The 18880-nt window shown below is 61.6% G+C and carries 18 protein-coding genes and 1 tRNA gene; 4 read left to right on the plus strand and 15 right to left on the minus strand.

The window, feature by feature from the left end:
- Window positions 1–127: 127 nt before the first annotated feature.
- Window positions 128–1984 carry a phosphoenolpyruvate carboxykinase (GTP) gene (locus DK391_RS03685; RefSeq protein ID WP_109476649.1) on the minus strand — a complete coding sequence of 619 codons (1857 nt, stop codon included), beginning with the start codon at window positions 1982–1984 and terminating at the stop codon, window positions 128–130.
- 353 nt (window positions 1985–2337) lie between these two features.
- Here DK391_RS03685 and DK391_RS03690 point away from each other — a divergent pair, with 353 nt between their 5' ends.
- Window positions 2338–3351, plus strand: a complete 1014-nt coding sequence (locus tag DK391_RS03690; RefSeq protein WP_109476650.1) for a D-2-hydroxyacid dehydrogenase family protein — start codon at window positions 2338–2340, stop codon at window positions 3349–3351.
- A 67-nt stretch (window positions 3352–3418) separates the two neighbouring features.
- On the opposite strand, the gene DK391_RS03695 is transcribed toward DK391_RS03690, so the two are convergent.
- Window positions 3419–4285 carry a patatin-like phospholipase family protein gene (locus DK391_RS03695; protein ID WP_109476651.1) on the minus strand — a complete coding sequence of 289 codons (867 nt, stop codon included), beginning with the start codon at window positions 4283–4285 and terminating at the stop codon, window positions 3419–3421.
- A 53-nt stretch (window positions 4286–4338) separates the two neighbouring features.
- The gene (locus DK391_RS03700) at window positions 4339–4743 is read right to left on the minus strand and encodes a PaaI family thioesterase (protein WP_109476791.1); all 405 of its coding nucleotides are present in this window, start codon (window positions 4741–4743) and stop codon (window positions 4339–4341) included.
- A gap of 209 nt (window positions 4744–4952) precedes the next feature.
- On the opposite strand from DK391_RS03700, the gene DK391_RS03705 reads away from it, so the two are divergent.
- Window positions 4953–5028: transfer RNA gene (locus tag DK391_RS03705), tRNA-Lys, on the plus strand.
- A gap of 88 nt (window positions 5029–5116) precedes the next feature.
- Here DK391_RS03705 and DK391_RS03710 read toward each other — a convergent pair.
- From DK391_RS03710 to DK391_RS03755, 10 genes are all read right to left on the minus strand, one after another.
- The gene (locus tag DK391_RS03710) at window positions 5117–5386 is read right to left on the minus strand and encodes a DUF4148 domain-containing protein (protein WP_109476652.1); all 270 of its coding nucleotides are present in this window, start codon (window positions 5384–5386) and stop codon (window positions 5117–5119) included.
- Window positions 5387–5552: 166 nt separating this feature from the next.
- Entirely contained in the window at window positions 5553–6386 is an 834-nt protein-coding gene (locus DK391_RS03715) for an anti-sigma factor (protein WP_109476653.1), read from the minus strand.
- A complete protein-coding gene (locus DK391_RS03720) occupies window positions 6383–6901 on the minus strand; it encodes an RNA polymerase sigma factor (protein WP_109476654.1) in 519 nt (172 codons plus the stop codon). Before DK391_RS03720 ends, DK391_RS03715 begins: the two co-directional genes overlap by 4 nt.
- A 171-nt stretch (window positions 6902–7072) precedes the next feature.
- A complete protein-coding gene (locus DK391_RS03725; protein WP_109476655.1) occupies window positions 7073–7834 on the minus strand; it encodes an anti-sigma factor in 762 nt (253 codons plus the stop codon).
- A gap of 178 nt (window positions 7835–8012) precedes the next feature.
- The gene (locus DK391_RS03730; RefSeq protein WP_109476656.1) at window positions 8013–8804 is read right to left on the minus strand and encodes an ABC transporter substrate-binding protein; all 792 of its coding nucleotides are present in this window, start codon (window positions 8802–8804) and stop codon (window positions 8013–8015) included.
- 32 nt (window positions 8805–8836) lie between these two features.
- Window positions 8837–9679 carry a carbon-nitrogen hydrolase family protein gene (locus DK391_RS03735; protein ID WP_109476657.1) on the minus strand — a complete coding sequence of 281 codons (843 nt, stop codon included), beginning with the start codon at window positions 9677–9679 and terminating at the stop codon, window positions 8837–8839.
- A 10-nt stretch (window positions 9680–9689) separates the two neighbouring features.
- Window positions 9690–10844, minus strand: a complete 1155-nt coding sequence (locus tag DK391_RS03740; RefSeq protein ID WP_109476658.1) for a pyridoxal phosphate-dependent aminotransferase — start codon at window positions 10842–10844, stop codon at window positions 9690–9692.
- Between the two features lie 336 nt (window positions 10845–11180).
- A complete protein-coding gene (gene dbpA / locus DK391_RS03745; RefSeq protein WP_109476659.1) occupies window positions 11181–12572 on the minus strand; it encodes an ATP-dependent RNA helicase DbpA in 1392 nt (463 codons plus the stop codon).
- An 18-nt stretch (window positions 12573–12590) separates the two neighbouring features.
- A complete protein-coding gene (locus DK391_RS03750; protein ID WP_007581925.1) occupies window positions 12591–12776 on the minus strand; it encodes a hypothetical protein in 186 nt (61 codons plus the stop codon).
- Window positions 12777–13232: 456 nt separating this feature from the next.
- A complete protein-coding gene (locus DK391_RS03755) occupies window positions 13233–14246 on the minus strand; it encodes a helix-turn-helix domain-containing protein (RefSeq protein ID WP_109476660.1) in 1014 nt (337 codons plus the stop codon).
- 363 nt (window positions 14247–14609) lie between these two features.
- Here DK391_RS03755 and adh point away from each other — a divergent pair, with 363 nt between their 5' ends.
- Complete coding sequence (adh, locus tag DK391_RS03760) at window positions 14610–16130, plus strand: aldehyde dehydrogenase (RefSeq protein WP_109476661.1); 1521 nt, start codon at window positions 14610–14612, stop codon at window positions 16128–16130.
- A gap of 79 nt (window positions 16131–16209) precedes the next feature.
- Window positions 16210–16605 carry a DUF779 domain-containing protein gene (locus tag DK391_RS03765; RefSeq protein WP_109476662.1) on the plus strand — a complete coding sequence of 132 codons (396 nt, stop codon included), beginning with the start codon at window positions 16210–16212 and terminating at the stop codon, window positions 16603–16605.
- A 49-nt stretch (window positions 16606–16654) separates the two neighbouring features.
- On the opposite strand, the gene eutC is transcribed toward DK391_RS03765, so the two are convergent.
- Together eutC and DK391_RS03775 are read right to left on the minus strand one after the other, a co-directional pair.
- Window positions 16655–17446: an ethanolamine ammonia-lyase subunit EutC gene (gene eutC, locus DK391_RS03770; RefSeq protein WP_109476792.1), complete on the minus strand. Its 792-nt coding sequence runs from the start codon at window positions 17444–17446 to the stop codon at window positions 16655–16657.
- Window positions 17443–18837 carry an ethanolamine ammonia-lyase subunit EutB gene (locus tag DK391_RS03775; protein WP_109476663.1) on the minus strand — a complete coding sequence of 465 codons (1395 nt, stop codon included), beginning with the start codon at window positions 18835–18837 and terminating at the stop codon, window positions 17443–17445. Before DK391_RS03775 ends, eutC begins: the two co-directional genes overlap by 4 nt.
- Window positions 18838–18880 lie beyond the last annotated feature (43 nt).

Genomic DNA, 18880 nt, shown 5'->3' on the forward strand with positions numbered 1-18880 from the left:
TAGCTCGAACAGCGAAAGCGACGCGTCGGCGGCAGAATGGGGGTCGAAAGGTGGCACGAAAATGGCCGAAATGACGAAAAAGCCGCCCGGAGGCGGCTTTGCTGTGTGTCAGTGAGCGCTTACAAAATCACGAACCCAGCTTCTTTTCCAGCGCATCTCGCGTATTTTGCAGCGCAGTAGGCAGGCCGTGTCTCAGCGTGTCGAACAGTTCGCCATGCAAGGCGAGTTCATTGCGCCACGCGGCATCATCGACGGAAATCACCTGTTCGAACTGCTCGCGGGTGAAATCCAGACCACTCCAGTCGAGATCTTCGTATCGCGGCGAGACACCGAACGCGTGCTCCTCGCCCTGCGCTTCGCCTTCGATCCGGCCGACCATCCAGCGCAGCACGCGCATGTTCTCGCCGAAACCCGGCCACACGAACTTGCCGTCGTCGCCCTTGCGGAACCAGTTGACGCAGAAGATCTTCGGCGTGCGCGCGCTCATCTGCTCCAGCTTCGCGCCCGTGTTCAGCCAATGGCCGAAGTAGTCGCTCATGTTGTAGCCGCAGAACGGCAGCATCGCGAACGGATCGCGTCGCACGACGCCCTGCTGGCCCGCTGCCGCCGCCGTTGTTTCCGAACCCATCGTCGCCGCCATGTAGACGCCTTCGACCCAGTCGCGCGCTTCCGTGACGAGCGGCACGGTGGTCGAACGACGTCCGCCGAAAATGAACGCGTCGATCGGCACGCCCGCCGGATTTTCCCAATCGGCGTCGATCGACGGACATTGCGATGCGGGCGCCGTGAAGCGCGCATTCGGATGCGCAGCCTTGCGGCCCGTTTCCTTCGCGATGGCGGGCGTCCAGTCCTTGCCCTGCCAGTCGATCAGATGGGCAGGCAGTTCGTCCGTCATGCCTTCCCACCAGACGTCGCCGTCGTCGGTGAGCGCGACGTTGGTGAAGATCACGTTCTCCTTCAGCGTCGCCATCGCGTTGAAATTGGTCTTCTCGCTCGTGCCCGGCGCGACGCCGAAATAGCCCGCCTCCGGGTTGATCGCGTACAGACGCCCGTCCTTGCCCGGCTTGATCCACGCGATATCGTCGCCGATCGTCGAGATTGTCCAGCCGTCCATGCCCTGCGGGGGAATCAGCATCGCGAAATTGGTCTTGCCGCACGCCGACGGGAACGCCGCCGCGACGTGATGCTTCTTGCCTTCCGGCGACGTCACACCGAGCACCAGCATGTGTTCGGCGAGCCAGCCTTCGTCGCGGCCCATCGTCGATGCGATGCGCAGCGCGAAGCACTTCTTGCCGAGCAGCGCGTTGCCGCCGTAGCCCGAGCCGTAGCTCCAGATTTCACGCGATTCCGGGAAATGGACGATGTACTTGGTGTCGCTGCACGGCCATGCGACGTCCTTCTGACCCGCCGCGAGCGGCGCGCCGACGGAATGCACGCACGGCACGAAATCGCCGTCTTCGCCGAGCACGTCGTACACCTTGCGGCCCATGCGCGTCATGATGCGCATGTTGGTGACGACGTACGGGCTGTCGCTCAATTCGACGCCGATGTGCGCGATCGGCGAGCCGAGCGGACCCATCGAGAACGGCACCACGTACATCGTGCGGCCGCGCATCGCGCCGTCGAACAGGCCGCCGAGCGTCGCGCGCATTTCGTCGGGCGCAATCCAGTTGTTGGTCGGGCCGGCATCTTCCGGGCGTTGCGAGCAGATAAAGGTGCGATCCTCGACGCGCGCGACGTCCGACGGATCGGAACAGGCCAGATAGGAATTCGGCCGTTTGGCCGGGTTGAGCTTCTTGAGAGTGCCGGCCGCGACCATCTGCGCACACAGGCGGTCGTATTCCTCCTGCGAACCGTCGCACCAGACGATCCGTTCCGGCTTGACCAGCGCCGCGACGCGCTGCACCCACTCGATCAGTTTTTGATGTTTGACCCAGGCAGGCGCTTCGAGGGTCGAAAGGCCTGCGAATGCGGGATGATTCATCGAGCTGTCTCCGTTTTGGTAGAAAAAGAAAAACGGTGCTAGCCCAGCGACGCTGCATGCGAGAGGCGGCAACCGGCGCAGCGGATATTCCACGCTGCGCGCGATCGAGCAGATCGTAAGGGCCTTCAGCCTGTCGCCGGCACGTTGAAACCGTCTGTAAAGCGGCTTGCGTGGACATGCAACAAACTGTTAAAAACTAGGGAACTTGCCGCTCCGTCGTGGCTCCGTCATCGCGGCTCCTTGTACGGTAAGGCATTCACAACAAGCATCATGTGGTCCAGGTCACATGATGGGACACCCGAACAAGACTCTCCGTTCCGCACCTGCATGGTGCGTCGAAAAACATATACGCCATGAAGATTGCCATCCTTGACGATTATCAAGACGCCGTCCGCAAGCTCGACTGTTTCCAAATGCTCGCCGACCACGAGGTCAAGGTTTTCAACAACACCGTCCGCGGTCTGGGCCAGCTCGCCAGCCGCCTGTCGGAAGTCGACGCACTGGTCCTGATCCGCGAACGCACCCGCATCAGCTCGCAACTGCTCGATAAGCTGCCGCATCTGCGCATGATCAGTCAGACGGGCCGCGCTGGTAGCCATATCGATATGGCCGCCTGTACGGAGCGCGGCATTGCCGTGCTCGAAGGCGTCGGCTCACCGATCGCGCCCGCCGAACTGACGTGGGCCCTAATCATGGCCGCGCAGCGCCGCATTCCGCAATACGTAGCAAACCTTAAGCAAGGGGCCTGGCAGCAATCCGGGCTGAAGACTTCCGCACTGCCGCCGAACTTCGGTCTCGGTCAGGTATTGCGCGGACAGACGCTCGGGATCTGGGGCTACGGCAAGATTGGGCGGCTGGTGGCGGGTTACGGCAAGGCGTTCGGGATGAACGTGCTGATCTGGGGCCGCGACCACACGCGCGAGGCGGCAGCCGCCGATGGCTATCAGGTCGCGGAAAGCCGCGAAGCGCTGTTCGAACAGAGCGACGTGCTGTCGCTGCACCTGCGCCTGCACGACGACACGCGCGGCATCGTCAAGCAGGACGATCTGATGCGCATGAAGCCGACGGCGCTGTTCGTGAACACGAGCCGTGCGGAACTGCTGGAAGACAATGCGCTGGTCGGCGCGCTGTCGCACAACCGGCCGGGCATGGTGGCGATCGACGTGTACGAAAGCGAGCCGATCCTGCAGGGCTACAGCCTGCTGCGCATGGAAAACGTGATCTGCTCGCCGCACATCGGCTACGTCGAGAAGGAAAGCTACGAGCTGTACTTCAGCGCGGCGTTCAAGAATATTCTCGCCTTCGATCAGGGCGAAACGGCGAGCGTGGCGAATCCTGAGGCGCTGCAAGGCGGCCGCCGGAAGTAACCGGACCTCTGGTACCAAGTGTGCGAATGCGGCCCTGTACGGGCCGCATTTCGTTTAAGCGGGTGCTTTAGTCGTGCGCGGCGGCGTCGAGCAGTTCAGGCATGCGTTGTAGAAACTGCTCGCCGTCGACACGGCCAAGGTTGTATGCGTGCTGCATTTGCGACGGACTCGTGTAGTCCCAGCTCGAAATCGGCACCTTGCGGGACGGCTGCACGTACAGCCGCTCCTGCGCGCCATGCGGCACGACAAACATCTGCGGACGCGGATAGATGCGCGTCACCATCACCAGCACCATGCCGGGCGCCTGATCGAGCGCGCCGACGGGCACGTTGTCGACCATCCCACCATCCAGCACGGGCCGCCCGTTACGCCGCAACACCGGTGTGAACGGCGGCGTACACGACGATTGCAGAATCAGATCCGCGAGATCTTCGACGCTCGCGCAATCCTGCGCGCGCACAAATTCCGGATGAAAGCCGAGCGACTGACCGAGCGTCGGATGCAGCGTCTTGCGGACATATTTTTCGATGTTGTACGCGATCAGCCCCGCGGCGACGGCGCTACGTGCACCCAGCCAGCGCGGCACGTGTGATACGCCGATACGGATTTCCGGCGCGTCCTTGAGTTGCGCAAAGCGGTCGCCGTAGATATCGAGCAGCGCCTGGCGGTAGATCCGATAATGCGGAAACACCGATTCGCCGCGCAGCAGATTGCCCCAGTACGCGTTCTTCTTGTTGTTGCGCAACGCGTTCTCGTAGTAGCGCATCACCCAGTCGGCGTCGCGCGTGTAGAGCATGCACGCCGTGGCGGCGCCCGCCGAAATGCCCGTGATCACGCGCGGCCTGATCTTCAATTCCGGCTGGACCACGTCCCAGAAACCTGCCTGCCACCAGCAGCGATTGCCGCCGCCGGCGAATACGACCTGATCGAACATCCGTTGCTTCCTTCGATTGCCGCGGCGCGCCTGTGCGCTGCCAGCGGGCCCGCTCAGTTGATGAGCGCGTAAGTGGTGGTGGCGTGGACGGCCATCTTGCCGTCTTCGTCGATCAGTTCGACTTCGCCGAATACCAGATTGCGACCCATGCGCAGCACGCGCGCCGTGATGAGAACGTCGCCCTTGCGCACCGCGCGCATAAAGCTGATGTTCAGCGAGACGGTGGTCATCGGCTTGAAGCCGCCGAGCGCGGCAGAAATAGCGACGACCATCGCGGTATCGGCAGCGGCCATGAAGACCTGGCCGCAGATCACGCCGCCGCTGTGCCGCAATTCGCCGGAAAACGGCAGCCGCAGCGTCGCGCTTTCGTCGTCGACCTTCACGGGAGTCAGCGACAGCGCCCGCACCCACGGCGCAAGCACGCGGTCGAGCAGTTCCCGGACTTCGTTATCGTCCATCATGATTTCCCGTTGGAGCCGCGCGGAAAGCCGCGCATCATCGTGTCGCGACATGATACCGGCACGAACGCCCGTGCGCTTCGATGGTGCTTGCGGTGTATTTCCTTTGGACGTTTGCGTTGCTAGCGGCTGCCGCAAAGTTTTTTTAAGAATTTTGCGAGAAGGGCTTGCCAAGCAAGAAAAACTCCTGCATAATTTCGCTTCTGTTGGGGGCGTTAGCTCAGTTGGTAGAGCAGCGGACTCTTAATCCGTAGGTCGAGTGTTCGAGTCACTCACGCCCCACCAAGAATTTAAAGGCCGGTTAGCGAAAGCTAACCGGCCTTTTTCTTTTCCCCGCGCGCGACACAAAACGCAAAAGAAGCAAAAGCGCCCATCAATTCCCTGGCACTGCCGCATCCGAAGCCGCCTTCGCCATCTTGTTCGCGTTTTCGGCTTTTGCCGCTGCCTGTTTCTTCAGATAGTCGACCGTGTTCTGAAACATCGGATTCACATCGGGATACGACGAATCGGTGACGAAATTCAATCCGTTCTGTTGCGCCTCGATCAACTCCTGATACACCTGCGCGCGCGTCTTGCCTTGCGCGAACACATTCGTCGATCCGAGTACAGCGACGGAGACGGCCAACAGTGCGAGCATCTTCATTTCCAGCTCCTTAGAAAACGTGCGGTACGCACATTGCCGAACCGCGCGACGTCGCAATCTATTCCCGTCTTTCTCACTAAAAAATAACTACGGATAGCTAACGATAAGTACAAAAAAAACGGCCACATCCGAAGATGCAGCCGCCAACATCAACACAACAGGAAACTCAACCCGGCGTCGCTGCCGTCAATTGTGCGTAGACGTCATGCGCAATCTGCAGCATCACCTTGCGATCGATGCCGCCCGATACTGCATAACCGAAGTCACCATCGACCCAATAGAAAACATTCACCGGCCCTTCCTGATAGAGCTTGAACGCCGTCGTATTCGCATTCACCTTGCGATGAGAAATGCACAGCGTCACGCGCTCGCCCTTCGCGTTGTGATACATGAACTGGGCGACCGGTCCATCGTCGCCGGGCAAGATGCGGCCGCCGGCCAGTTCGTAACCATTCTTGGTCAGCACGGGAGGATGCACGTCCGTACCGAGCTTGTTCGCCAGATACTGCACGAAATCCTGCTCCTGCCCCTCGCCGATCTGCGCGGGACGATCCACGGCAGGCATGTACACCACATGCGCGAGCGCCGCCTTCTGTGCAAACACTTCCGACGCATCGGCGCTAACAGGCCGCGTACCCGACGTGCCCGCCGCCGACGACGCCCACGGCATCGCGACGTCCTTGCCCATATTCGTGCCCACGCCAATGCCGATACCCAGCACCAGCGCCGCCGCCATGCCCGCGAATTGCGGCCAGTTCGCCGCACTGAGCCAGCGCCGCTTTTCCGGCATGCGCAAGCGCGCCGGCACCGGCTCGCTCAGCACGCGGTCATAGCGCTCATGAAACATGTTGTTCAGCGAAAAGTAATCGCTGACGCGCGCCGCCAGCGCAGGATTCAATTCGATCGCGCGCTCCACCTGTTCACGACGCTCGTCGGACAGCATGCCGTCCACGTACGCCTGAATATCCTCTTCGCTGACAGGAGTCTGTTGATCGCTCATCGCACCACCTTCAGTTTCGCGCCGGGCTGTGCGCCCGCCATCAACGCACGCAAGCGCTCGCGTCCACGCGAGAGCCTCGACATCACCGTACCGACGGGAATATCGAGTGCAATCGCCACTTCGGCGTAACTCATTTCTTCCAGACCGACGAGCAGCACCACTTCACGCTGATCGGCAGGCAGACGCTGCAACGCGTAATCCAGATCGCGCACTTCGAGCGACCGTGTCTGCTCGCCCGATACCGCGAATTCGCTTTCGACGATGCTCTCGTCATCCACCGAAACATGCACGGCGCGCGACGACGACTTGCGAACCTGATTGACGAACACGTTGTGCATGATCGTGAAAAGCCACGCACGCAGATCGGTGCCTGCCTCGAACATCTTCGTGCGCGTGAGCGCGCGTTCGAGGGTGTCCTGCACGAGATCGTCGGCAAGATCGCGATTGCTGATCAGCGCGCGCGCGTAACGACGCAATCGCGGCACGTGCTCCATCAACTCGTTACGGATGTCCATTTGCTCTACCCATCGAATATCGCGTGGCGCACAGTCCGTCACGCGCGACGCCTCTTGAAGCAGAGAACACAACCTTTTCCATTTTATTCCGCTTTGTTTTGCGGCAACGGCATAGGGACGTGCGAATCGGCAAATTCACGGTGCGCTTTTCAACGCACCGTCAGCGCGCCGTTAGCGCATTGTCAGCGCGTCGGCGGCTCGCATCAGGCCGTGTGTCGTGGCGCGTCCAGCAAGGACGTAGCGCCGTCCCTTCACGGTCCAGGTCAGCAGCCGCACGTCGCCGATGCGTTGCGCCGCCCAGTGCGGCTGATCCAGCGCAAACGGCGCACGCGCCGACAGCAGCACGACAGGTTCACCGTCGGCATTCCGGTAATCGAGGATGTCGATGCTCGCCAGCGCGTTCGGATGACGCGTCCTCGCGCCCGCCAGTTTCAGGCCCAAAGGTGCCAGATCGACTGCATGCGGATCGTCGGACGCGGCTTGCGCCGCAGCGGCGGCCGGATGTCCGGATTCGCGCATCAGCGCCATGACGGCGGCTGCATCGAGCATTTCCGGCGACACACGCGACGCAAAGCACCACCCGCCAGCCATTGCAAAGGCCAGCACGAAGCCGAGCAACGCGACGCCGATGCGTCTGGCGAAAAACCTGCGCAGCGCGGGCCGCAAATCGACGCTTCGCTCGCTAGCGCTGCCGCGTCCGCCGCGGTCGCTGCCGCCATGCGCACGGATTCGCTGCGGAAACGCGCCTTCGAACACGCTGCGCATTTCCATGTTCAGTTGCCGGTAGAACGCGATCCGGTCCGCCTCGCCCGGCCGTGAGCCGAGATAGTTCCGCACGCGGGCCGCCCGCTCGGGCGGCAGATTGCCGTCGGCGAAGGCCTGCATGTCCGCTTCGGTGAGCGGCGTGTCGGACGGTGGATGGGTGCGGGACATGATCGTCGGTCGTGCAAAATTTGGGTTCCTGCTGCGCTAACAGGATCTTTGCAGCCTTTATTCCATCGCCTTTCGATGATTCTTTTTGTCTGACTTTATCTCGTAGCTGTCGCACAAAAAGAAACGCGCCGCATGCCCGTCGAGGCATGCGGCGCGTCGCGTGACGCGGCAAATCCGCTTACTTCGCCGACACGTCGATATTGCCGAAGTACTTTTCCGCGAGCGTCTTGACGGTGCCGTCCGCCTGCACCTTGGCGATGGCCGCGTTCAGCTGGTTGCGCAGCGCAGCATCGCCCTTGCGGATGCCGAACGCGACACCGCTGCCGAGAATCTTGTCGTCGCGCACCGGCTGGCCGACGAACGCAAAGTCCTTGCCATCAGGACGCGACAGGAAACCCGTCTGTCCCGCCGGCGCCAGCACCAGCGTCGCATCGAGGCGGCCCGCGACGAGATCGGCATACACCTGGTTCTGATCCTGATACGGCACCACCGTCACGCCGGCGTTTTCCCAATGCGCCTTCGCATACGTCTCCTGAATCGACGCCTGCAGCACGCCGACGCGCTTGCCCTTCAGCGATTCCGGCGTAGGCTGCAGCCCGCTGTCCTTGCGCGCGATCAGCGAGGTCGGCACGCGGTAGATCACGTTGGTGAAGTCGATGGCCTGACGGCGCTTTTCGGTGGCGTTCATCGCCGAGTTGATCGCGTCGAACTTGCGGCCCTGCAACGCGGGAATCAAACCGTCGAACGACGTCTCGACCCAGCTGCACTTCAGGTTCGCGGTCTTGCAGACGGCATTGCCGACGTCGATATCGAAGCCCTGCAACTCACCGCTCGAACCCTTCGATTCAAATGGCGGATATTGCGCCTCGAGGCCGTAGCGCAGCGAGGTGGCATCGGCGGCCATTGCCGACGCCGTCGCCACCGATGCGAACGCACACGCCAGCATCAGCAGATTCTTCACAAGCTTCATATCGATCTCCTTCCCCTTATGTTCAATGCGGTTCAACGCACGTCAGACGGCGTGGCGATGCGCCGATGTGTAAGCACCGGCAGACGGTTGCGCGCTTCGTCGAGCGCGCTTTGTGTCAGCGTCGCGAGTGCGATGCCGGGTTCGTCGTCATGCCGTGCGAGCACTTCGCCCCACGGCCCGACGATCATACTGTGACCAAAAGTCCGCCAGCCATTCGAGTGCGTGCCGCACTGGCCGGACGCGAGCACGAAGGCCTGGTTCTCGACGGCACGCGCGCGCAGCAGCATTTCCCAATGCGCGAGGCCCGTGGTGTAGGTGAATGCAGCGGGCACGGCGATCACATCGGCCGCAGGTTGCGCGCGATACAGCTCGGGAAAGCGCAAGTCGTAGCACACCGACAGGCGCAACGTGCCGAACGGACCCTGCGCCGTGCCGACGCTCTCGCCGCCGACCATCGTATCGCCTTCCGCATGCTGTTCCGCGCCCTGGTTGAAGCTGAACAGATGGATCTTGTCGTAGCGCGCCGAGCATTGTCCCGAAGGATCGAACACGAGCGACGTGTTGTACGCATGCGTGCCGACCTGCGGCCCTTGTGACGGCTTGACCGGCACCGTGCCGCCGATCAGCCACGCACCCGTTTCACGCGCGAGTTCGGCCAGCGCGTGCTGGATCGGACCATCACCGAAGGTTTCGGCAAGCGCGACGCGCTGCATTTCGTCGTCGCCGATCCAGCAGAAGTATTCGGGCAGACAGATCAGCTTCGCGCCTTCTGCCGCGGCCTGATGCACCCAGCGGCGCGCCTCGCCGAGATTCTGCTGAACGTCGGCGCTGCTGCTCATCTGGATAACAGCGGCCTTGATCGATTCCTGCATCATCGTGCGGTCCTCAAATGGAGCGAAGACGGCGTGCGCCTTCGATCAAGGTCTCATCGTCCTTGGAAAAGCTCAGGCGGATCAGGCCGGAATCCGTGCCGTCCGTATAAAACGCCGACAGCGGAATGGTCGCGACCTTCGCGTCGCGGATCAGACGCAGCACGAAGTCGCTGTCGCTTTCCTCCGAGAAGCCGCGGAAACGCGCGAGCATGAAGAAGCTGCCTTCGCTCGGCAGCAACTCGAAACGCGACTCGCTGAGTTCGCGCGCCAGCAGATCGCGCTTGTGCTGATAGAACGCGGAAAGACCAAGATAGCTTTGCGGATTCGATAGCGCTTCGACGAACGCGTACTGCATCGGCGTATCGGCGGAAAACACCATGAACTGGTGGACCTTGCGGATCTCGTCCATCAATTCGGCAGGCGCGAGGCAATAACCGACGCGCCAGCCCGTCACGTGATACGACTTGCCAAACGACGACACGATCACGCTGCGCTCCGCCAGTTCACGATGACACGCCATGCTGTGATGCTTCGCGCCGTCGAACACGACGTGCTCGTACACTTCATCGGAAAGAATCACGATGTCCGTGTTGCGCGTGAGGGCCTTCAGCCGCTCGATATCGGCGTCGCTGAAAATCGTCGCGGTCGGGTTGTGCGGCGTGTTGACGATGATCATGCGCGTCTTCGGCGTGATCGCTGCCGAGACTTCGTCCCAGTTCACGCGGAAATCGGTCAATGACAGCTTGATCGGAATCGGCGTTGCGCCTTGCAGGCGCACGATGGGCGCGTAGCTGTCGAACGACGGCTCGAAGTAGATCACCTCGTCGCCGGGATGCACGAGCGCGCTGATGGTCGAATACAGGCCTTCGCTGGCGCTGGCGATCACCGTCACTTCCGTCGACGGATCGTAGTGCACGCCGTACAGCGTTTCGACCTTGGCCGCTAGCGCCGCGCGCAACGCGCCGATACCGGCCATCGGCGCGTACTGGTTGTGGCCGGCGCGCATGGCTTTGGTGACGCCATCCACGAGCGCTTCGTCGGGCGCGAAATTCGGCGCGCCCTGCGACAGGTTCAATGCGTTGTGTTCAGCGGCCAACTGGCCGATGACGGTGAAAATCGTCGTGCCGACGTCGGGCAACTTCGAGCGGGCTTGCAAGGCGCTCTGCATGAGATTCCTCCTTCTCGCTGCAAATCGGCGGGCCCCGCGTTGTGCGTCAGGCCCGTTCAGTTTGAACGATTAGGCAACAAGGCGCGCACGAGAACAATCGAAACTTTGTCATGCGCGGCATGCGTTTCGCTCATGCGAGTCGCTGCGGTGTACGGGTCGGAAACCCGCTGCCAGCGCCCGCGCGCCTCGCCAGCAGCACGGCCGGCGCGCGAAACGGAGGTATTTCAACAGCCATGAGAAGGAGTGATGCCTGCGCATCGTGCGTCTATTCGTATGAAGTATGCGCATCGACACTCGCACGAATGGCGGCGCTTGCACGCCGCCTGTCGCACCGCATCACTCGTCCATCAAACGCACTTTCACCTTCTTGCCCTTGACCTTGCCCGCATTGAGCTTGCGCAGCGCGTCACGCGCAACGTTCCGCTCGACGGCCACATAGGTCGAAAACTCCGTCACGTTGATCTTGCCGATCTGCGCGCCGTTGAAACCAGCATCGCCCGTCAGCGCGCCGAGCACGTCGCCGGGACGGATCTTTTCCTTGCGGCCACCGAGAATCTGCAGCGTTTCCATCGGCGGCAGCAGCGGTTCATTGCTGGCAGCCTTCAGTTCCGCCAGCGGGTGCCATTCGACATCGCGCCCTTGCGCTTCCTCGATGCTGCCCACGCGCCCCATCTCGTTCATGCTGGCAAGGCTCAGCGCCCAGCCTTCCTGATCCGCGCGGCCCGTTCGGCCGATACGATGCGTGTGCACTTCCGCGTCCGGCGTCACGTCGACGTTGATCACCGCTTCGAGTTGCGCGATGTCAAGACCACGCGCGGCAACATCCGTCGCGACCAGCACCGAGCAGCTTCGATTCGCGAACTGGATCAGAACCTGATCGCGCTCTCGCTGATCCAGCTCGCCATGCAGCGCCAGCGCATGAAAGCCTTGTGCGCGCAGCACGTCGAGCAGATCGCGGCACTGGTTCTTGGTGTTGCAGAACGCAATCGTGCTCACGGGCCGGTAATGATTCAGCAGCAGGCCAACGGCATGCAGACGCTCATCTTCCGTCACTTCGTAGAAACGCTGACGGATCTTGCTGTTGTCGTGACGCTCTTCGAGCTTCACTTCCTTCGGGTTGCGCAGGAACTGCTGGCTCAGCTTGGCGATGCCTTCGGGATACGTCGCCGAGAACAGCAGCGTCTGCCGCTCCTTCGGACATTGGCGCGCGACCTTCGCGATATCGTCGAAGAAGCCCATGTCGAGCATGCGGTCTGCTTCGTCGAGTACGAGGGTATTGAGCCCGTCGAGCGACAGGCTGCCGCGCTCGAGGTGATCCATGATGCGTCCCGGCGTGCCGACGATGATATGCGCGCCATGCTCGAGACTCGCGGTCTGCGGCTTCATCGGCGTGCCGCCGCACAGCGTCAGCACCTTGATGTTTTCTTCCGCGCGCGCGAGGCGGCGGATTTCCTGCGTGACCTGATCGGCGAGTTCGCGGGTCGGGCACAGCACCATCGCCTGGACTGCGTAGCGGCGCGTGTCGAGCCGCGCCAGCAGCGCCAGCGAGAACGCAGCCGTCTTGCCGCTGCCCGTCTTGGCCTGCGCGATCAGATCGTTGCCGGCCAGCGCGACGGGCAGGCTCGCGGCCTGAATGGGCGTCATCTCGACATAGCCGAGTTGCGTGAGATTGGCGAGCGCCGCGGGTGAAAGCGGCAGTTCGCTGAAAGGACGAGCCTTGTCTGTCATGTCGGTATCGATGTGAGCTTAGTTATACGGGCGGCCTTCGATCTGCTCGTAGACGATCGTGCCGTCGTCGGCGTCGAAGCGCTCGACGTAGTTGCGTGCGCCGCACATCGGGCAGCGAAACAGAAGACCTTGCCCTTCGTTCTTGATCACGACGTCGGACAGTTCCCACTGCGCACCGCAGCTCTGGTTGATACAAGTGAACACGGTGATTCTCCAGCTGGTGGCCTCCGGGCGTCTTCCCACGCGCAGAGGCTTATAGACAATAGGTTTACCTGTATGTATACGTAGTAGAAGTTAACAAGCACAGCGCTTTTCTGTGGATAACACAGGTTTACCGAAACGAATCAGCGTTTTGCCGGACGCATAACCGCATGCGCTTTGTGTGCGCACCGCATGGCGTTCGATGAACAACTTTTTCGCTTCAGACGCGAGTATCGAGTTACCCCGTTTACGTCCACATCGATTCCACACGCGTTTCGCCCGGCTATCCTCGCGGTTATCCACAGCTTGTTGTGGATACATTGGGACGGAAGGGAACGCGTGACGTGCAGTCGATGCAGAGGACAGGTCGGGCGGCGAGACAGTCCGCCCACGCCGCAATTCTAGCCGATGCGTAAACGCGGGCCGGACGACGGGCGGTCGGCGAGCAGCCGGTCACTGCTAGTGAGCGAGCAAGGCGCTGGCGGGAGAATGGGCGGACTTCAGCGTTTCGGAGGGACGCACGCCGAACAGCTTGCGATAGTCGGTGGCGAACTGGCTCAGATGCCAGAAGCCCCACGCGGCGGCGACGTCCTGCACGGTGCGCTCGCCGGGCGCCGCGCCACACAGGTCGCGGCGCGCGCCGTTCAGACGGATCGCGCGCAGATAGTTGGCGGGCGCGAGGCCCAGCACGTCCTGAAAGCAGTACTGCAGCGTGCGGCGGCTGACGTGCAGGTGCTCGCACAATTCCGGCACGCCGACAGGACGATCGCGGTTCGCCAGCACATAGTCACGCGCTTCCGACACGATCCATTGCCTGCGCGGCCGCGCCGGAATGGCCACTGGTTCGAGCGACGTCGACGAACACAGATCGAACAGCGACGACAGCACCGACGTTTGCAGGTCGCGCCGGGCACGATCCGATAGCGCAGCGTTGCTGGTTTCGTCGAGCGCATGGGTGAGCAGCGTGCAGAAACGCGACTTCTGCTCCATATCGATGGGAATGACGCCCGTGTGTGCGGCGCGATCGATCAGATCCGCGTGTTCGACGGCTTGCGCATGTCGATGCAGCACCTCACCGCGCACGACCACGCCGAAAATCGCATAGTCGCCCGGCGTCAGCAGTTCGAACTCGATGCCGCCGCGCTGGAACGCGAGCGTGTCGGCGCTGATCGGTTGCGGCCCGATGCGGCCGAAACCGGGATTGTCATCGCTAGCGGGAATGCCGAACCAGTAGGCATCGGACGGCACCTCGCAGGTTTGCCGCAGCGACTGGCTGGTCGTCTCGCAGAATACGTGCATGTCGTCGAGATGCAGCCCCGTCAGTCTGCCGACGAAACGCCCCGCCGTGAGCTGATCGTAGGTCTGCGTCCAGCCGTGAAGGTTGCGCGCCTGCTCATCGGCGTCATGCGCGACGCTCGTTTCGACGCGGCACGCAGCCGCTTGTGAGGACGGGAAAGAGAGATCGGTCGTCATATGGGGCGTCGATGATGAATATGCACCTGCATGTGACATTTAGCTGACAAGCGCGTAAAGGACGCAAGTCTCATGCCGAACGGATCGGCACACAATGCGCCTGTGCAACGCCAAGCCCTGTTCATTCGATGAACACTCGCGTTTTGAACTGCTCATGGATGCAACGTCATCCACGCGCACCTTCCGACCCACAAAACGGCAATGCATCGCGGCAGTGCTGCGTGCACCGGCATCGGCCACCCTCACCTGCGTGTTGGCACGCTTCTGGCGATAAGCACCCGCGGCAGCAGAACATCGCGACGCCGGGTGGATATACCCAACCAAATACATCGACATCCAAACATTCATGTGAGGAGCACACAGATGAATCACGCAGAGATGAAGTTTCTGACGACCGAATTCCCGTACAAGAAGCAGTACGCGAATTTCATCGGCGGTGAATGGGTGGCGCCCGTTGGCGGCGAATATTTCGACAACATCTCGCCGATCACGGGCGAGCCGTTCACGTCGATTCCGCGTTCGCGCGAGGCCGATATCGAGCTGGCGCTAGACGCCGCGCATCGTGCGAAAGCGGCATGGGGCAAGACCTCGGTCGCGGAGCGCGCGAACATCCTCTACAAGATCGCCGATCGGATGGAAGCGAACCTGCAACGTCTGGCCGTCGCCGAGACGATCGACAACGGCAAGCCGCTGCGCGAAACCATGGCCGCCGACATCCCGCTCGCCATCGATCACTTCCGTTATTTCGCCGGCACTGTGCGCGCGCAGGAAGGCGGCATTTCCGAAATCGACCACGACACCGTCGCGTATCACTTCCATGAGCCGCTAGGCGTGGTCGGCCAGATCATTCCGTGGAATTTCCCGATCCTGATGGCCACGTGGAAGCTCGCACCGGCACTCGCCGCAGGCAACTGCGTCGTGCTGAAGCCGGCTGAGCAAACGCCTGCTTCCATCCTTGTGATGATGGAGCTGATTCACGACTTGCTGCCGAAAGGCGTGGTGAACGTCGTGAATGGCTTTGGTCTCGAAGCAGGCAAGCCGCTCGCATCGAACAAGCGCATCGCGAAGATCGCCTTCACGGGTGAAACGACGACGGGCCGCCTGATCATGCAGTACGCGAGCCAGAACATCATTCCCGTGACGCTTGAACTGGGCGGCAAGAGCCCGAACATCTTCTTCGCCGACGTGCTCGACAAGGACGATAGCTTCTTCGACAAGGCACTCGAAGGCTTCGCGATGTTCGCGTTGAATCAGGGCGAAGTGTGTACGTGCCCGTCGCGCGTGCTGGTCGAAGAATCGGTGTATGACCGCTTCATGGAGCGCGCATTGAAGCGCGTCGCCGCGATCCAGCAAGGCCACCCGCTCGATTCGAAGACGATGATCGGCGCGCAGGCTTCGCAGGAACAACTGGAAAAGATCCTGTCGTATATCGATCTCGGCAAGCAGGAAGGTGCCGAATGTCTCGCTGGCGGCGAGCAGAACAAGCTCGACGGCGAGCTTTCGAAGGGCTATTACGTGAAGCCGACCGTGTTCCGCGGTCACAACAAGATGCGCATCTTCCAGGAAGAAATCTTCGGGCCAGTCGTGTCCGTCACGACGTTCAAGAACGAAGACGAAGCGCTCGAAATCGCCAACGATACGCTCTATGGTCTCGGCGCCGGCGTCTGGACCCGCGATGGCACGCGCGCCTATCGCTTCGGCCGCGCGATTCAGGCTGGCCGTGTGTGGACGAACTGCTACCACGCTTATCCGGCACATGCGGCATTCGGCGGCTACAAGCAGTCGGGCATCGGACGTGAGAATCACAAGATGATGCTCGATCACTATCAGCAAACGAAGAATCTGCTGGTCAGCTATAGCGACAAACCGTTGGGCTTCTTCTGAGCGTAGTGCTCCTGTTGGGCGATTCGCGCGGCGCGGTTCGCCCGTTTTTTCTGCAGGTCAAAGCCAGAGGGGAAGCGCGATGAACGAAGCAGGCGTTGCGCGTGTCGTGGCGACGGCTGCGGCCATCAAGCTGATCCAGCAGTTGAGCGCCGAACACGGGCCGATTATTTTTCACCAGTCGGGCGGATGTTGCGACGGCAGCGCACCGATGTGTTTTCCGTCGAACGAGTTCATGGTCGGCGGATCGGATGTGCGGCTGGGCGAGATTGGTGGCGTGCCGTTCTATATGAGCGAATCGCAGTTCGAGTATTGGCAGCACACGCAGTTGATCATCGACGCCGTGCCGGGTAATGGCGGCATGTTTTCATTGGAGCGGCCAACGGGGTTGCGGTTTTTGACGCGCTCGCGGCTGTACGACGATGATGAGAATGCGTGGCTCGAAAAGCATCCGGTGAGCAAGGCCGACGCTGTTTGATCTATGTCGATGTTTTGAGTAATGCCCAGGCGCTCCAGGCGCCTGGGCATTATTTTTTCGCGTCGTCGGATATCGCTGCCGACGCTGGTTCGGCTTGCAGCAACGCGTCGCTGTCGTCTTTCAGGCCCACACCCGATAAACCCAGACGGCGCGCATGCGTCATCAGATAGTGCAGTTTGTGCGCAGCCGCTTCGTAGTCGAGACCTTCGGGCCGCACGTTAGAAATGCAATTGCGCTGCGCGTCGCTGCATCCGACCTTTGGCGCATACGTCAGATAAACGCCGAGACTATCCGGCGAACTCAGCCCCGGCCTTTCGCCGATCAGCATCACGACCAGCTTCGCCTTCAACAATTCGCCGATCTCATCGCCCAACGCGACACGCGATTGCCGCGCGACGACGACAGGTCCGATCTTCCAGTCGGTGAGACGCTTCGTGATCGCTTGCAGGAACGGAACGGACTGCTTCGATGCAGCGAACGCGGAGAGTCCATCGGCGATCACGAACACGACATCGGGTGCTTCTTTAAGCTCTGCCTTGCTGAGCGCTTCACGGCTCTCATCGGATAGGCGTCTGCCCATGTCCGGACGACGCAGATAATGCGCGCGATCCGGCGCGGCACTGTGCGCGTCCAATGAAGCAAAGCCGTTTGCGCGCAACTGTTCGTGCAGGACGTCGGCATCGAGAGGATGATGCACGGCGTCGCGTGCTTGCGCGTGGGAAAGGTTGAATGCGAGCAACGGCGCAGTCGGCAGACTGTTGCCCGCGCGGCCTAACGCAATGCGTGCATTCGTGAAAGCACGCAATGTCTGCCACGCATTCTTTTCGATCGAGTCGCTCATGCGATGCCCATCCATTCGCTTGCGCCTTCGAGCAAGGGCTGACGCGTTGGCGCATTCAGCAATGCGCCGCGCGGATCGGTGATCTGCATCGACTCCAGCCATTCTTCGAATTCGGGCGCGCGGCGCAAACCGAGCACTTCGCGCACGTACAGCGCATCATGGAACGACGTGCTTTGATAATTCAGCATCACGTCATCTGCGCCCGGAATGCCCATGATGAAGTTGATGCCCGCTGCGCCGAGCAGCGTCAGCAGATTGTCCATGTCGTCCTGATCGGCTTCCGCGTGATTCGTGTAGCAGATGTCGCAACCCATCGGCACGCCGAGCAGCTTGCCGCAGAAATGATCTTCAAGGCCCGCGCGCGTGATCTGCTTGCCGTCGTACAGATACTCCGGACCGATAAAGCCAACTACCGTATTCACCAGAAACGGATTGAACTGACGGGCAACGGCATACGCGCGCACCTCGCAAGTCTGCTGATCGACGCCATGATGCGCGTTCGCCGACAGCGCGCTGCCTTGCCCCGTTTCGAAGTACATCAGGTTGTCGCCGACTGTGCCGCGCTTGAGCGACAACCCTGCTTCATAGGCTTCCTGCAACAGCGCAATCGAAATGCCGAAACCGGCATTCGCTTTCTCGGTGCCGGCAATCGACTGGAACACAAGGTCGACGGGCGCGCCCTTTTCGATCGCCTTGATCGTGCTGGTCACGTGCGTCAGCACGCACGATTGCGTCGGCACCTGATAGCGCGTGCGGAAATCGTCGATCATCGCGAGTAGAGTCGTGATTGCCGCGAGACTGTCGGAAGCCGGGTTGATGCCGATCATCGCGTCGCCGCAACCGTACATCAAACCGTCGATCATCGACGCCGCGATGCCCTTCACGTCATCCGTCGGATGATTCGGCTGCAGGCGCACCGACATATGTCCCGGCAAGCCGACCGTGTTGCGAAAGCGCGTGACGACAGGCCGCTTGCGCGCTGCGAGAATCAGATCCTGATTGCGCATCAGCTTCGAGACGGCTGCGACCATTTCGGGCGTGATGCCTTTCGTGATGCGCGTGAGCGCCGCCGTATCCGTCGAAGCCGACAGCAGCCAGTTGCGAAACTCGCCGACCGTCAGATGGGAAATTTCGGCGAATGCTTCAGGCGAATGCGTATCGATGACGAGCCGCGTGACTTCGTCGCTCTCGTACGGAATGAGCGCTTCGTTGAGGAACGTGCGCAGCGGCACGTCGGCGAGCGCCATCTTCGCGGCGACGCGCTCTTCCTCGCTGGCCGCCGCGACGCCGGCGAGTTGATCGCCGGAACGCAGCGGACTCGCCTTCGCCATCAAGGTTTTCAGATCGGCAAAACGATAGGTGCGGCTGCCGATTGTCTCCGTGTAGCTCATGTCGTGTACTCCGTCGCCGCGGCTACTGCGCGGCGTGTTGCAA

This window comes from Paraburkholderia sp. C35 (genome assembly GCF_003121405.1).
Lineage (GTDB): Bacteria > Pseudomonadota > Gammaproteobacteria > Burkholderiales > Burkholderiaceae > Paraburkholderia.

Bases quoted from the DNA above. Each gene is read 5' to 3' on its own strand.
- DK391_RS03725 (WP_109476655.1), bottom strand. From the start codon at position 7,834: ATGTCCCGCACCCATCCACCGTCCGACACGCCGCTCACCGAAGCGGAC.
- DK391_RS03775 (WP_109476663.1), bottom strand. From the start codon at position 18,837: ATGAGCTACACGGAGACAATCGGCAGCCGCACCTATCGTTTTGCCGAT.
- DK391_RS03735 (WP_109476657.1), bottom strand. From the start codon at position 9,679: ATGATGCAGGAATCGATCAAGGCCGCTGTTATCCAGATGAGCAGCAGC.
- DK391_RS03700 (WP_109476791.1), bottom strand. From the start codon at position 4,743: ATGGACGATAACGAAGTCCGGGAACTGCTCGACCGCGTGCTTGCGCCG.
- DK391_RS03715 (WP_109476653.1), bottom strand. From the start codon at position 6,386: ATGAGCGATCAACAGACTCCTGTCAGCGAAGAGGATATTCAGGCGTAC.
- DK391_RS03685 (WP_109476649.1), bottom strand. From the start codon at position 1,984: ATGAATCATCCCGCATTCGCAGGCCTTTCGACCCTCGAAGCGCCTGCC.
- eutC (WP_109476792.1), bottom strand. From the start codon at position 17,446: ATGAGCGACTCGATCGAAAAGAATGCGTGGCAGACATTGCGTGCTTTC.
- DK391_RS03740 (WP_109476658.1), bottom strand. From the start codon at position 10,844: ATGCAGAGCGCCTTGCAAGCCCGCTCGAAGTTGCCCGACGTCGGCACG.
- DK391_RS03710 (WP_109476652.1), bottom strand. From the start codon at position 5,386: ATGAAGATGCTCGCACTGTTGGCCGTCTCCGTCGCTGTACTCGGATCG.
- DK391_RS03765 (WP_109476662.1), top strand. From the start codon at position 16,210: ATGAACGAAGCAGGCGTTGCGCGTGTCGTGGCGACGGCTGCGGCCATC.
- DK391_RS03690 (WP_109476650.1), top strand. From the start codon at position 2,338: ATGAAGATTGCCATCCTTGACGATTATCAAGACGCCGTCCGCAAGCTC.
- DK391_RS03720 (WP_109476654.1), bottom strand. From the start codon at position 6,901: ATGGACATCCGTAACGAGTTGATGGAGCACGTGCCGCGATTGCGTCGT.
- DK391_RS03730 (WP_109476656.1), bottom strand. From the start codon at position 8,804: ATGAAGCTTGTGAAGAATCTGCTGATGCTGGCGTGTGCGTTCGCATCG.
- DK391_RS03755 (WP_109476660.1), bottom strand. From the start codon at position 14,246: ATGACGACCGATCTCTCTTTCCCGTCCTCACAAGCGGCTGCGTGCCGC.
- adh (WP_109476661.1), top strand. From the start codon at position 14,610: ATGAATCACGCAGAGATGAAGTTTCTGACGACCGAATTCCCGTACAAG.
- dbpA (WP_109476659.1), bottom strand. From the start codon at position 12,572: ATGACAGACAAGGCTCGTCCTTTCAGCGAACTGCCGCTTTCACCCGCG.
- DK391_RS03695 (WP_109476651.1), bottom strand. From the start codon at position 4,285: ATGTTCGATCAGGTCGTATTCGCCGGCGGCGGCAATCGCTGCTGGTGG.